Origin of the sequence: Variovorax sp. 38R, assembly GCF_014843395.1 — a bacterium.
GTDB lineage: Bacteria > Pseudomonadota > Gammaproteobacteria > Burkholderiales > Burkholderiaceae_C > Variovorax > Variovorax paradoxus_H.
The window spans coordinates 1,739,148-1,752,502 of record NZ_CP062121.1; the positions used below are offsets into that span (position 1 = coordinate 1,739,148).

At 67.7% G+C, this 13,355-nt stretch carries 12 protein-coding genes; 11 read left to right on the plus strand and 1 reads right to left on the minus strand.

The window, feature by feature from the left end; genetic code table 11:
• Positions 1 to 57 precede the first annotated feature (57 nt).
• The 9 genes from IG196_RS07705 (at position 58) to IG196_RS07745 (ending at position 9,072) form a co-directional block, all read left to right on the plus strand.
• A complete protein-coding gene (locus tag IG196_RS07705) occupies positions 58 to 1,263 on the plus strand; it encodes an ABC transporter substrate-binding protein (RefSeq protein WP_192195668.1) in 1,206 nt (401 codons plus the stop codon).
• A gap of 96 nt (positions 1,264 to 1,359) precedes the next feature.
• Positions 1,360 to 2,220 carry a branched-chain amino acid ABC transporter permease gene (locus IG196_RS07710; protein WP_099795893.1) on the plus strand — a complete coding sequence of 287 codons (861 nt, stop codon included), beginning with the start codon at positions 1,360 to 1,362 and terminating at the stop codon, positions 2,218 to 2,220.
• A gap of 7 nt (positions 2,221 to 2,227) precedes the next feature.
• Positions 2,228 to 3,190, plus strand: coding sequence for a branched-chain amino acid ABC transporter permease (locus IG196_RS07715; RefSeq protein WP_192195669.1), 963 nt, complete (start codon positions 2,228 to 2,230; stop codon positions 3,188 to 3,190).
• Complete coding sequence (locus tag IG196_RS07720) at positions 3,187 to 3,954, plus strand: ABC transporter ATP-binding protein (protein WP_101492529.1); 768 nt, start codon at positions 3,187 to 3,189, stop codon at positions 3,952 to 3,954. Before IG196_RS07715 ends, IG196_RS07720 begins: the two co-directional genes overlap by 4 nt.
• Complete coding sequence (locus tag IG196_RS07725; RefSeq protein ID WP_192195670.1) at positions 3,951 to 4,664, plus strand: ABC transporter ATP-binding protein; 714 nt, start codon at positions 3,951 to 3,953, stop codon at positions 4,662 to 4,664. The genes IG196_RS07720 and IG196_RS07725 overlap by 4 nt, the downstream gene beginning before the upstream one ends.
• Before the next feature lie 26 nt (positions 4,665 to 4,690).
• Entirely contained in the window at positions 4,691 to 5,980 is a 1,290-nt protein-coding gene (locus tag IG196_RS07730; RefSeq protein WP_192195671.1) for a Zn-dependent hydrolase, read from the plus strand.
• Positions 5,977 to 7,113, plus strand: coding sequence for an ABC transporter substrate-binding protein (locus IG196_RS07735; RefSeq protein ID WP_192195672.1), 1,137 nt, complete (start codon positions 5,977 to 5,979; stop codon positions 7,111 to 7,113). The genes IG196_RS07730 and IG196_RS07735 overlap by 4 nt, the downstream gene beginning before the upstream one ends.
• On the plus strand, positions 7,110 to 8,603 hold the full coding sequence (locus IG196_RS07740) for a M81 family metallopeptidase (RefSeq protein WP_192195673.1): 1,494 nt from the start codon (positions 7,110 to 7,112) through the stop codon (positions 8,601 to 8,603). The genes IG196_RS07735 and IG196_RS07740 overlap by 4 nt, the downstream gene beginning before the upstream one ends.
• Positions 8,604 to 8,694: 91 nt before the next feature.
• Positions 8,695 to 9,072 (plus strand): nuclear transport factor 2 family protein, encoded by a 378-nt coding sequence (locus tag IG196_RS07745; protein ID WP_192195674.1) that lies wholly within the window; start codon positions 8,695 to 8,697, stop codon positions 9,070 to 9,072.
• Positions 9,073 to 9,082: 10 nt separating this feature from the next.
• On the opposite strand, the gene IG196_RS07750 is transcribed toward IG196_RS07745, so the two are convergent.
• Positions 9,083 to 10,240 carry a helix-turn-helix domain-containing protein gene (locus IG196_RS07750; protein WP_192196939.1) on the minus strand — a complete coding sequence of 386 codons (1,158 nt, stop codon included), beginning with the start codon at positions 10,238 to 10,240 and terminating at the stop codon, positions 9,083 to 9,085.
• A 191-nt stretch (positions 10,241 to 10,431) separates the two neighbouring features.
• Between IG196_RS07750 and IG196_RS07755 the strand changes: the two genes are divergently transcribed.
• Both IG196_RS07755 and IG196_RS07760 read left to right on the plus strand, forming a co-directional pair.
• Entirely contained in the window at positions 10,432 to 10,929 is a 498-nt protein-coding gene (locus IG196_RS07755; RefSeq protein ID WP_099795899.1) for a (2Fe-2S)-binding protein, read from the plus strand.
• Positions 10,930 to 10,942: 13 nt separating this feature from the next.
• On the plus strand, positions 10,943 to 13,327 hold the full coding sequence (locus IG196_RS07760; protein ID WP_192195675.1) for a xanthine dehydrogenase family protein molybdopterin-binding subunit: 2,385 nt from the start codon (positions 10,943 to 10,945) through the stop codon (positions 13,325 to 13,327).
• Positions 13,328 to 13,355: the final 28 nt, after the last annotated feature.

The following is a 13,355-nucleotide window of genomic DNA, read 5'->3' on the forward strand; positions in this document are numbered from 1 at the left end:
ATCGCAGGCACTGTGTTTTCTTCCCCCACTTTCCACACCTCACGACCGGAGAACCCCATGCAACGCAGACAACTCCTTCAGCTCGCCGCCCTGTCGGCCGCCCCGGCCTCGCTCCTGATGAGCCGTTCGGCCATCGCCCAGGCCACCGACGTGATCCGCTTCGGTGCACCGGTGCCCATGTCAGGTGCCTTTGCGGCCAACGGCAAGTTCGCCGACCTGGGTACGAAGCTGGCGATCGAGCAGTACGGCAAGGTGCTGAACCGTCCGCTGGCCTACACGCTGCTCGACACCGAAGGCAAGCCGGCCACCGCCGTGCGCAAGGTGCAGGAAGCCTCGCAGCAGCAGGGTGCCAAGTTCTTCGCGGGCGGCATCCTGTCGTCGGAAGCGCTGGCCATGGGCAAGGAGGCCGAGAAGGCCGGCGGCCTGTTCATCACCACCGCGGGCGCCGATGAAATCACCGGCAAAGACTGCAACCCCGCCACCTTCCGCTGGTCGGTGCCCACCTTCGGTGCCATCGAGCAGACGGTGCGCCCGCTGATCGCGTCGATGCCCAAGGCCAAGCGCTGGTACACGATCACGCCGCAGTACGTGTTCGGCGACGGCCTCTTGAGCGCCGCCAAGACCATCTTCCAGGAGAAGGGCATCGAGCACGTGGGCAACAGCTACCACTCGCTCAACGACAAGGAGTTCAGCGGCTACCTCACCAACGCCATGGCCGCCAAGCCCGACGTGCTGCTGCTGCTGAACTTCGGCGCACAGTCGTCGGCCGCGCTGCGCCAGGCGGTGAGCTTCGGCATGCACAAGAACATGACGATCCTCATGGCCTGGGCCTCGGGCCTGGAGCAGTTCGACGAGCTGGGCGCCGACCTGTGCGACGGCGTCTACTTCGGTGCGCAGTACTGGCACACGGTCGACACGCCGCTCAACAAAGACCTCGTGAAGCGCACCGCCGACAAGCTCAAGATCGTGCCCAACTACAGCCTGGCCGGTTCGTACATCTGCACCAAGATCCTCATCGACGGGATCGTCAAGGCTGGCACGGTCGACCAGAAGGCCGTGATCGCCGCGCTCGAAGGCATGAAGTTCGACGGTCTCACGGGCGTGGAAGAAATTCGCAAGGCCGACCACCAGGTCATCAAGGACTACTACCTGCTCAAGGGCAAGGCGAAGTCGAAGATGGCCAACCCGGCCGACTATGTCGACGTGATCAGTTCCGGCAAGTCCTTCCTGCCCGTCGACAAGACCGGCTGCAAGCTGGCCTGACGCCGCCCGGCTTCGCGCCGCGCTCGCGCCCGCATCGTTTGCGGCGCGGGCAGGGCGTGGGCCGCCTGCACGTTTGCCATCTCCCCCACGACACCTATGTCCGTCTACCTGCTCCAGACCATCAACGGAATCGGCATCGGCATGCTGTATTTCCTGCTGGCCGTTGGCTTGTCCATCGTGTTCGGCCTGCTGCGCTTCGTGAACTTCGCGCACGGCGCTTTCTATCTGTTGGGCGCCTACCTGTGCTTCCAGGCCATGCAGTGGGGGCTCAATTTCTGGGCCGCGCTCGTGCTGGTGCCGCTGTTCGTCGGCGCGCTCGGCTGGCTGGCCGAGAAGCTGCTGCTGCGCCGCGTGTACGCCAAGCCGCACGAGTTCCACATCCTCGTGACCGTGGGCCTGGCGCTCGCGGTGCAGGAGATCGTCATCGTGTTCTGGGGCCCGCTGGGCAACAGCGTGCCCACGCCCGACCTGCTGCAGGGCGTGGTGATGTGGGGCAGCTTCATCTACCCGAAGTACCGGCTCTTCGTGATCGGCTTCACCGCCGTGCTCGCGGTGCTGCTGTGGTGGGTGCTCGAAGGCACGCGCCTGGGCAGCGCGGTGCGTGCGGGCAGCGAATCGACCGAGATGGTCTCGCTGCTGGGCATCAACGTGTTCCGCGTGTTCAGCCTGGTGTTCGCGCTCGGCGCGGCCACGGCGGCGCTGGCCGGCGTGCTGGCCGCGCCCATCCGCGGGGCCGAGCCCTTCATGGGCGTCGAGGCGCTGGGCGTGGCCTTCGTGGTCGTGGTGATCGGCGGGCTCGGCAGCTTCAGCGGGGCGCTGGTCGGCGGCGTGCTGATCGGCATCGTGCAAAGCCTCATGAGCACCATCTGGCCGCCGGGGGCGAGCCTGATGATCTACATCGCGATGGGCGCCGTGCTGCTGCTGCGTCCGCATGGCCTGCTCGGCCGCAGAGGATGAACGCGCCATGCCAAAGAAATACACCTTCCTGCTCGCGCTGATCGTCGCGCTCGCGCTGCCGCTGTTCATGCGCTCCGGTTCGCTCGCGAGCGAAGTGCTCATCTACGCGCTCGCGGCCCTGGGCTGCAACCTGCTGCTGGGCTACACGGGGTTGCTCTCGTTCGGCCAGGGCATCTTCTTCGGGCTGGGCAGCTACACCATCGCGATCCTGCTCACGCGGCTGCAACTGCCGATGCCTTTGGCATTGCTTGCCGCCATCGGCATGGGCGCACTGGGCGCGGCAGTGGTCGGCTGGGTCGCCATCCGCCAGCGCGGCACCTACTTCGTGATGCTCACGCTGGCCTTTGCGCAGATGTTCTATTTCGTGGCCTACACGGCCTCGGGGCTCACGGGCGGCGACAACGGCCTGCTCGATGTGCCGCGCCCGGCCTTCATGGACACGCCGTGGAAGTACTACGCCTTCGTGGCGGTGATCTTCCTCATCGCGTTCGCGCTGCTGCTCAAGGTGACCGATTCGGTCTTCGGCCGCACACTGCTCGCCATTCGCGACAACGAGGATCGCGCCGCTGCCGTGGGCTACGACCTCAAGCGCTTCAAGCTGCTGGCCTTCGTGATCTCGGGCGCCGTCACCGGCCTGGCCGGCGGCCTGCACGCCATGATGACCGGCATCGCGCCGCTGTCGAACGCCGAGTACCACACGAGCGAGATGATCCTGGTCATCACCGTGATCGGCGGCACCGGCAACCTCTTTGCCTCGGTGCTGGGCTCGGCCTTCTACGTGCTGCTGGCCGACTGGCTCTCCACGCTGTGGCCGCGCTGGCTGCTGCTGCTGGGCCTGCTGCTGATCGGCGTGAGCATAGGCATGCAACGCGGCCTCTGGGGCCTGGGCGAAAGCATTTGGCGTCGCGTGTTCCGAAAGACACCGCCGGCCGGCACCAAGGCGCCGGCCGTGCAAGGAGAACAAGCATGAGCGACATCCTTATTGAGGCCATCGGCGTCACCAAGCACTACGGCAAGTTCGCCGCGCTCGGCGGCGTCGACCTGAAGATCAAGCGCAACACCGTGCACTCGGTGATCGGGCCCAACGGCGCGGGCAAGACCACGCTGTTCCACATGCTCACGGGCACCGGCACCACCACGGGCGGGCGCATCGTGTTCGACGGCCACGACGTGACGCGCGAGCCCGACCACAAGCGCGTGCAGCGCGGCATGGCGCGTTCGTTCCAGGTCACGAGCCTGTTCCCCAGCCTGTCCGTGCGCGAGAACCTGCGCGTGGCGGCGCAGGGCATCGCGCCGCGCCAGGCCATGAACTGCTGGCGCGCACCCATCGGCGAGCGCGCGTGTGCCGACACGGTGGCCGAGGTGCTCGCGCGCGTCGGCCTCGAACGGCTGGCCGACACGGCCGCCAGCGTGCTCTCGCACGGCCAGCAGCGCCGGCTCGAAGTGGGCATGGCGCTGGCCGCAAAACCCAAGGCCATCTTCCTGGACGAGCCGACCTCGGGCATGGGCATCGACGACCTCGACGAGATGAAGCACCTCATCCGCAGCCTGCGCGATGCGCACACCGTGGTGCTGATCGAGCACAACATGAACATCGTGATGGACATCTCCGACACCGTGACCGTCATGCAACTGGGCCGCGTGCTGGCCGAGGGGCTGCCGGGCGACATCCGGTCCGATGCGCGCGTGCGAACGGCGTATCTGGGCAACATGATCACGGGAGGCAAGGCATGAGCGCGGCGAACATCCTCGAAGTCGACGGCCTGCACGCGCACTACGGCAAGAGCCATGTGCTGCAGGGCGTGTCGTTCACGGTGGGCGAGGCCGAACTCGTCACGCTGCTGGGCCGCAACGGCGCGGGCAAGTCGACCACGCTCAAGAGCATTGCGGGTGCCGTCACACCGACGGGCGGGCGCGTGCGCTTCCAGGGCGCGGACATCGCGGGCCTGCCGCCGCACCGCATCGCCACGCGCGGCGTGTGCCTGGTGCCGGAGCATCGCGGCATCTTCAAGCTGCTCACGGTGGAAGAGAACCTGCTGCTCGGCCTGCGGCGCGATTCGCCCTGGCAGCTGGCCGACATCTACCGCATCTTTCCGCGCCTGAAGGAGCGCCGGCGCAACGGCGGCGGGCAGCTGTCGGGCGGCGAGCAGCAGATGCTGGCCATCGGCCGCGCGCTCATGAACCATCCGCGCCTGCTGATCCTCGATGAGCCCGTCGAAGGGCTGGCGCCGGTGATCGTGGAAGAGATCGTCGCGCAGCTCAAGACCATCAAGGCCGCGGGCGTGGCCATCCTGCTGGTCGAACAGAACCTCGAGGTCTGCGTGCAGCTGGCCGACCGCCACTACATCGTGGAGCAGGGCGTGATCGTGCACGAAGCCGGCAATGCCGCCTTCATGGCCGATCACGACGTGAAAGACCGCTATCTCGGCGTCGGGCTTGCCTGATCCGTCCTCCATTCGTCGCAAAAATCATGAACACAACGAACGAACTTTCCACCGCGCCGGGCGTGCGCGCCATGCGCGTGAACGGCCAGCGCCTCTGGGACTCGCTGATGCAGCTCGCGCAGCTCGGCGCCACCGAGAAGGGCGGCGTGTGCCGCATCGCGCTCACCGACCTCGATCGACAGGGCCGCGACCTCTTCACGCGCTGGGCGCGCGAGGCCGGCTGCGAAGTGCGCGTGGACGCCATCGGCAACATCTTCGCGCGCCGCGCGGGCCGCAACAACGCGCTGCCACCCATCACCACTGGCAGCCACATCGACACGCAGCCCACGGGCGGCAAGTTCGACGGCAACTACGGCGTGCTCGCGGGGCTCGAGGTGCTGCGCGCGCTGAACGATGCGGGCATCGAAACCGAAGCACCGCTCGAAGTGGCGGTGTGGACCAACGAGGAAGGCTCGCGCTTCGTGCCCGTGATGATGGGCTCCGGCGTGTTCGCGGGCGCCTTCACGCTCGAACACGCACTCGCGCAGCGCGACACCGAAGGTGTGAGCGTGGCCGACGCGCTCTCGGCCATCGGCTATGCGGGCGCCGTGCCCGCCTCGGCGGTGTCATCGCCGGTCGGTGCGTACTTCGAAGCGCACATCGAACAGGGCCCGGTGCTCGAAGCCAACGAACGCGTCATCGGCGTGGTCGAGGGCGCGCTGGGCCAGCGCTGGTACGACGTGGTGGTGCAGGGCATGGAAGCCCATGCCGGTCCCACGCCGATGGAACTGCGAAAAGACGCGCTGCTCGTCGCCTCCGAACTCGTGGTCGAGGTGAACCGCATCGCACTCGCGCATGCGCCGCACGGGCGCGGCACGGTCGGCTGGATCGACAACTACCCGAACTCGCGCAACGTGATCCCGGGTCGCGTGAAGCTCAGTGTCGACCTGCGTGCGGCCGACGACGTGGTGCTGTCGGCCATGGACGCGGCGCTGAAAGAATCCGTGCAGCGCATCGCGACCAAGGGCAAGGTCGAGGCGACGCTCGAGCAGGTCGTGTACTTCCCGCCGCAGCCCTTCACGCCCGCGCTGGTGTCGGCCGTGCGCGAGGCCGCACAGGACCAGGGCATGACGTGGATGAACGTGATCAGCGGCGCCGGCCACGACGCCGTGTACCTCGCGCGCGTGTGCCCCGCGGCGATGATCTTCGTGCCCTGCCTGGACGGCATCAGCCACAACGAGATCGAAGACGCGCAGCCCGACCACCTCGAAGCGGGCTGCAACGTGCTGCTGCAGGCGATGCTGCAGAGCGCGGGCGTGGCGGGAGTGGCCGCGTGAAGGCGACGCTTCGCCGCGTCGGCCTTCGCTGCGTCCTGGCGATGGGCGTGGTCGTGGCGTCGACGGCGGCCCTGGCGGCTGGAGAGCCGATCCTGGTCGGCCAGTCTGCGGTGCTCACCGGCCCGTTCACGCCGAACAGCCTCGCGTTCATGGAAGGCCAGACGCTGTTCCTCGACCAGTTGAACAAGGCGGGCGGCGTCGGTGGCCGGCCCGTCAGGATGATCACCTACGACGACGCCTACATCCCCGAGAAGGCGGCGGCCAATGCCGAGAAGCTGCTCGGCACGGACCGCGTCGTCTGCCTGTTCGGAACCATGGGCACCGGCATCGGCGCGGCCATGGTGCCGGTGGCGGCGAAGTACGACAGCTTCATTTTCGGCGGGCTGACCGGCGCGGCGGTGCTGCGCGGGCCGAAGGTGCCGATCTACCACGTGCGGGAGTCGTATGCCGACGAGGTCTCGCGTGTGATGAAGCACCTGACGACCGTGGGCCTGACGCGCATCGCCATCGTCTCCAGCGACGACGCCTACGGCAAGGGCATCGAGAAGGATGCGTTGGCCGCGCTCGAGAAAAGCAAGCAGCCTGCGCTGCTGTCGCTGCGCTTCGATCCGAAGGAAAAGGACCATCCCGCCATCGCGCAGCAGGTGATCGCGAGCGGGGCGCAGGCGGTGTACGTCATCGCGGCCGGTACGCCGGCCATCAACATCATTCGTTCGCTGGTGGCGGCGCCCATCCATCCGCAGATCTACACGAACTCGGTGGCGAGCTCGTTCCTTCTGTACAAGGAACTCGGCGACAAGAGCCGCGGCATCGTGCTGTCGCAGGTGGTGCCGCCGTTCTGGAAGACACGCTTTCCCATCGTCGACGAATACCAGCGCGCGAGGAAAGCCGCGGGCAGCGAAGGCGAAGGCTCCTACCTGGGGCTGGAGGGCTACATCACGGCCAAGGCCTTTGCGGAATCGCTGCAGCGCGTGAAGGGGCCGATCACCACCGAATCGCTGCGCCGCAGCATCGAGAACTCGCCGCCCATGAACCTGAATGGCTTCACGGTCGCGTTCCGTCCCGACAACCGCAACGGCTCCAGCTTCGGCGACATCACCATGCTGGGAAGTGCCGGAAAGTTTGCCCAATGAAAGTACTGATCGCACGTCTCAACCACGAGACCAACACCTTCTCGCCCGTGCCCACGCCGCTCGCGGCCTTCGGGCCCGACGGCCCGACCTTCGGTGCGCAGGCCTACACCGACAACAAGGGCATGCGCACCGCGATGTCGGCCTTCATCGACCTGGCCGAAGCGGCAGGCGCCGAGGTCGTGACGCCGGTGTCGGCTTCGGCCAACCCGAGCGGGCCGGTCGATGCGCAGGCCTACACCACGCTCACGCAGTGCATCGTCGATGCGGCGCCGGGCTGCGACGCCATCTTGCTCGACCTGCACGGCGCGATGGTGGCGCAGAACAGCACCGACGGCGAAGGCGACCTGCTGGTGCGCCTGCGCGCCGCAGCGCCCGGCGTGCCCATCGGCGTGGCGCTGGACCTGCATGCGAACGTGACGCCCGCGATGGTGGAGAACGCCGACGTGATCGTCGGCTTCAAGACCTACCCGCACGTCGACATGTACGAGACCGGCGAACACGCCGGCCGCCTGCTGTTCGACCTGCTGGCCAAGCGCAGCCAGCCGCACATGCGCTGGCGACAGCTGCCGCTGATGGCGCACACGCTGCGCAGCGCCTCGTTCACGGGCGCGATGCAGCGGGCCATCGAGGCAGCGCGCGCGGCGGAAAAATCCGAGTCGCTGGCGGTGTCGATCCTCGCGGGCTTCTCGCTGTCGGACATCACGGCGCCGTGCATGAGCGTGATTGTGGTCGATGCCCAATCGCCCGCGCGCGCGCAGGCCACGGCCGACCGCATCGCGGCGCAGATGTGGGCCGAGCGCGAAGCCTTCATCTACCGCAGCGAGCCGCTGGCCGCATCGGTCGCGCGCGCCAAGCTCATCGCCGGCGGCGCGACGCGCCCGGTGCTGCTGCTCGACCACGGCGACAACTGCATGTCGGGCGGCAGCTGCGACACGATGGACGTGCTGCAGGAAGCACTGGCGCAGGGCCTGGACGGCATCGGCGTCGGGCCGCTGTGCGACCCCGAGGCAGTGGCCGCGCTGGTCGCGGCGGGAGAGGGCGCCGAGGTGACGGTGGCACTGGGCAACAAGGTGTCGCTGGAAGGCATCGGCCTCGCGAAGACGCCGGTGCAACTGACCGGCCTCGTGCGAACGATCAGCGACGGCGAGTACGTGATCACCGGCCCCACCTACACCGGCCAGCGCAGCAGCATGGGCCGCACCGTGCTGTTCGACATCGGCGCGGCGCGCATCGTGGTTACCGAGCGCACGCAGGAGCCGTGGGACATCGGCGTGTTCGAGTGCGCCGGGCTCGACCCGCGCAAAGAGCGCTTCCTGCTGCTGAAGTCGCGCATGTACTGCCGGCCGGTGTTCGAGCCGCTGTCGGCGGCGCTGGTGGAGTGCGACAGCCCGGGCGTGACCAGTTCGGACTACAGCCTGTTCCCGTTCAGCCAGGTGCGCCGGCCGGTGTTTCCGCTCGATGCGAACGCGACGATGGACGTGCCCGCATAACCTGCCACGTCATCGACGCGTGGCGCGTGCCCCGCGACCATTCCTTCACCCCGCGCTGTTGCGGGTCGAACCCTCGAAAGGAACAGTCGCCATGAACACCGCCGCCTCCGACGCCCATGCCATCGCCACCGGCTACATCGCCGTCTGGAACGAGACCGACGCCGCGCGCCGCGCCGCACTCATCGAAGCCAGCTGGACCGCCGACGCCCGCTATGTCGACCCGATGGCGCAGGCCAGCGGCCGCGAGCAGATCAGCGCGCTGGTCGGCGCGGTGCACCAGCGCTATCCGGGCTTTCGCTTCCATCTGCTCGGCAAGGCCGAGGCGCATGGCGACAACCTGCGCTTCTCGTGGACCCTGGGCCCGAGCGGCGCCGACGACCTGATCCAGGGCACCGACTTCGCGCAGGTCGACGCAGGCAAGCTGCGCGCGGTGACGGGCTTTCTCGACAAGGTGCCCGTCGGCGCGTGAAAGGGTGGGGTCAGTCGCCCGTGGGTCGACCGCGCCAGAGCTTGCGGTAGACCGTGGCACGGCTGATGCCCAGCGTGCGCGCCGCTTCGGCCACATTGCCGCGCGCGTCGTTCACCGCCTTGCGGATCAGCGCGGTTTCCACGTCGCGCAGGCGGGGGCGGCCATCGGTCGCTGTGCCCGTCATGTCGGGCACGCCCGGCACACCGCCATGCTCGCTGCCGCCGCGCTGGGCCCGCACCTGCACCCGCAGGCCCGACCACAGCGGCACCTCGAGCGTCGCGTCGCCGCGCCGGGCGGCGTCGAACATCATGTGCAGCGGCAGCGCGAACAGGTCGTTGAAATGCAGGCCACCGGCATGGCAGGCCAGCGGCTGATGCAGCATCTGCCGCGCCGCGGCGTTGGCGCCGGTGACATGGCCGGCCGCGTCGATGCACAGCAGGCCTTCGGTGGTCTCGCTGCTCGGGCAGCCGGGCCAGAGCAGCCGCAGCAGCAGCTCGCAGGGTTCGCGCTGCACCAGCAGGTTCTCGATGCTGCGCGCCGACATGGTGGCCAGGTGGCGCAGCTCGGGCCGCTCGACCACCTGCACGCCCGTGAGGTCCAGCATGCCGATGCAGTCGCCGCGGGGGCCGAAGAGCGGGGCGCCGGCGCAGCTGTACACGCTGGTGTCGTCAAAGAAGTGTTCACCCCGGTGCAGCCACACCGATTCCTGTTCGGCCAGCGCCGTGCCGATAGCGCTGGTGCCGATGGCGTTTTCGGACAGGTCGACGCCGATGCGCCCGATGTCGCGCGCGTAGCGGGCGGCGGGGTCGGTGCCGTCGGGCAGGGTGCCCACGTCGACCACGATGCCGCGGGCGTCGGTCAGGATGGCGAAGTAGCGGGTGTCGGCAATGGCACGCGAGAGCCGTTCGATCACCGGACGCGCCGCCGTGACCAGGGCCCTGTTGCATTCCGTGACATCACGGCTGGCGGTGCGGCTCACGGGGTCGAAACTCACGTGCTGCTGAGGCCGGCGGCCGGCTTCGAGGCAGCGCTGCCACGAGCGGGTGATGCCCGGATCGACCCGCGCCGCGGCGCGCGGACGCGGGCCGTCGCCTTCGATCAGCTCACGGCGCGCCTGCGCAATGGCCAATGAACGCTCGATGGGAGGCGGGGCGGCGGAAGCGGACATCATCGTGAGGATTCTTCTTCGCGCGGGGAGGGCGGGTGGCTTTTCCGGGCTCGCCGGACGACAAGCTGTTTCATTTTGAGAATTTCCCGCAGTCTGTGCAAGTGTCAAGGGTTTTTGCCTAGGATAGTGCGAAAGAGCGGCATCCAAGATGACCCGCTGAACCAGCCATCACCTTCCACGGAGACAGCCACATGCAGGTCGCTTTCAAGGTCAACGGCCGCCCGGTCACGGTCGACGCCCCACCGAACACCTTCCTTGTGCACGCGATCCGCGAGCACCTCCACCTCACCGGAACCCACGTCGGCTGCGACACCGCCCAGTGCGGCGCCTGCACGGTCCACCTGAACGGCCGCGCGGTCAAGTCGTGCAACATCCTGGTCGCGCAGGCGGCTGGCGCCGACGTCACCACCATCGAGGGCATTGCCGAAGCCGACGGCACCATGCACCCCATGCAGGCGGCCTTCAAGGAATGCCACGGCCTGCAGTGCGGTTTCTGCACGCCCGGCATGGTCATGAGCGCCATCGACCTGTGCACCCACCACCCCAAATCGAGCGAATCGGAAATCCGCGAGCTGCTCGAGGGCAACCTGTGCCGCTGCACGGGCTACCAGAACATCGTGAAGGCCGTGAAGATGGGTGGCGAGGCCATGGCCTCGGGCACCCCGGTCAAGACCACCGTCGCAGCCTGAAGGGAGCCGCATCATGGGTGCTTCCGACTTCTCCAACCTGCCGCACATCGGCGAGGCCCTGCGGCGCAAGGAAGACTATCGCTTCCTGACCGGCGCGGGCAACTACACCGACGACATCACGCTGGCCAACCAGAGCCATGCGGTCTTCGTGCGCTCGCCGCACGCCCACGCCACGATCAAGTCGATCGACATCACCGAGGCTTCGAAGATGCCCGGCGTGGTCGGCATCTTCAGCGGCAAGGACATCGAAGGAAAGATGGGCGGGCTGCCCTGCGGCTGGCTCATCAACAACCCCGACGGCACCCCCATGAAGGAGCCGATGCACCCGATCCTCGCGATCAAGAAGGTGCGCTACGTGGGCGACCACGTGGCCATGGTGGTGGCCGAGACGGTCGAGCAGGCCAAGAATGCGGCCGAAGCCGTGGTGGTCGACTACGACGTGCTGCCTGCCTTGGTGAGCGTGGCCGATGCCGCGAAGAAGACCGGCAGCACCACGCTGCACGACGAAGCGCCCGACAACCAGTGCTACAAGTGGGTGCTGGGCGACAAGGCGGCGGTCGACAACGTGTTCACCACGGCGGCGCACGTCACCAAGCTGGACCTCGTCAACAACCGGCTGATTCCCAACCCGATCGAGCCGCGCGTGGCCATCGGCAGCTACAGCCGCGGCACCGACGACTACACGCTCTACGTGTCGAACCAGAACCCGCACGTCGAACGGCTCTTGATGACGGCCTTCGTGCTGGGCCTGCCCGAACACAAGGTGCGCGTGATCGCACCCGACGTGGGTGGTGGCTTCGGCTCCAAGATCTTCCTGTATGCGGAAGACGTGTGCCTGACCTGGGCGGCCAAGCAGCTCAACCGCAACATCAAGTGGACGGCGGAACGCTCGGAGTGCTTCCTGTCCGACGCGCACGGTCGCGACCACGTGAGCCACGCCGAAATGGCGATGGACAAGGACGGCAAGTTCCTGGCCATGCGCGTGCACACCGACGCCAACCTCGGCGCGTACCTGTCGACCTTCTCGACGGCGGTGCCGACCATCCTGTACGCCACGCTGCTCGCGGGCCAGTACACGACGCCGCAGATCTACGTCGAGGTCGATGCCTGGTTCACCAACACCTCGCCGGTCGATGCGTACCGCGGGGCCGGGCGGCCCGAGGCCACCTACCTGCTGGAACGCCTCGTGTCGCGCTGCGCCTGGGAAATGAACCTGGGCCAGGACGAGATCCGCAAGCGCAACTTCATCACCAGCTTCCCGTACCAGACGCCCGTGGCGCTGCAGTACGACACCGGCGACTTCCATGCCTGCATGGACAAGGCGCGGGTGCTGGCCGAGGTTGACGGCTACGCTGCGCGCAAAGCTGCGACCGAGGCCAAGGGCAAGCTGCGCGGCATGGGCTATTCGAGCTACATCGAGGCCTGCGGCATCGCGCCGTCGAACATCGCGGGCGCGCTCGGTGCGCGCGCGGGCCTGTTCGAGTGCGGCGAGATTCGCGTGCACCCGACCGGCAGCGTGACGGTGTTCACCGGCTCGCACAGCCACGGCCAGGGCCATGAAACCACCTTCGCGCAGGTCGTGGCGGCGCGGCTCGGCATCCCGGTCGACAACGTCGACGTGGTGCACGGCGACACCGGCCGCGTGCCCTTCGGCATGGGCACGTACGGCTCGCGCTCCATCTCGGTGGGCGGCGCGGCCATCATGAAGGCGCTCGACAAGATCGAGACCAAGGCCAAGAAGATTGCCGCGCACCTCATGGAGGCGAGCGACGCCGACATCGAGTTCGCCAACGGCGAGTTCACGGTCAAGGGCACCGACAAGAAGATCCCGTTCGGCCAGGTGGCGCTCACGGCCTACGTGCCGCACAACTACCCGCTCGACAAGCTCGAGCCGGGCCTGAACGAAACCGCCTTCTACGACCCGACCAACTTCACCTTCCCGGGCGGCACCTACATCTGCGAGGTCGAGATCGACAAGGAGACCGGCGAAGTGAAGGTCGACCGCTTCACCGCGGTGGACGACTTCGGCACCATCATCAACCCGATGATCGTCGAGGGCCAGGTGCACGGCGGGCTGGTGCAGGGCATCGGCCAGGCACTGCTCGAAAACTGCGTGTACGACAACGAAACCGGCCAGCTGCTCACCGGCAGCTTCATGGACTACGCCATGCCGCGCGCCGCCGACTTTCCGCAGTTCAAGCTCGACACCGTCTGCACCCCGTGCACCCACAACCCGCTGGGCACCAAGGGCTGCGGCGAGGCGGGCGCCATCGGTTCGCCGCCGGCGGTCATCAACGCCGTGCTCGATGCGCTGGCGCCGCTGGGCGTCAAGGATTTCGACATGCCCGCTTCGTCCAGCCGCGTCTGGGAAGCGATGCAAGCCGCCGCCAAGCCCTGAACCGACATAAGAAATAACAGAGAAGGAA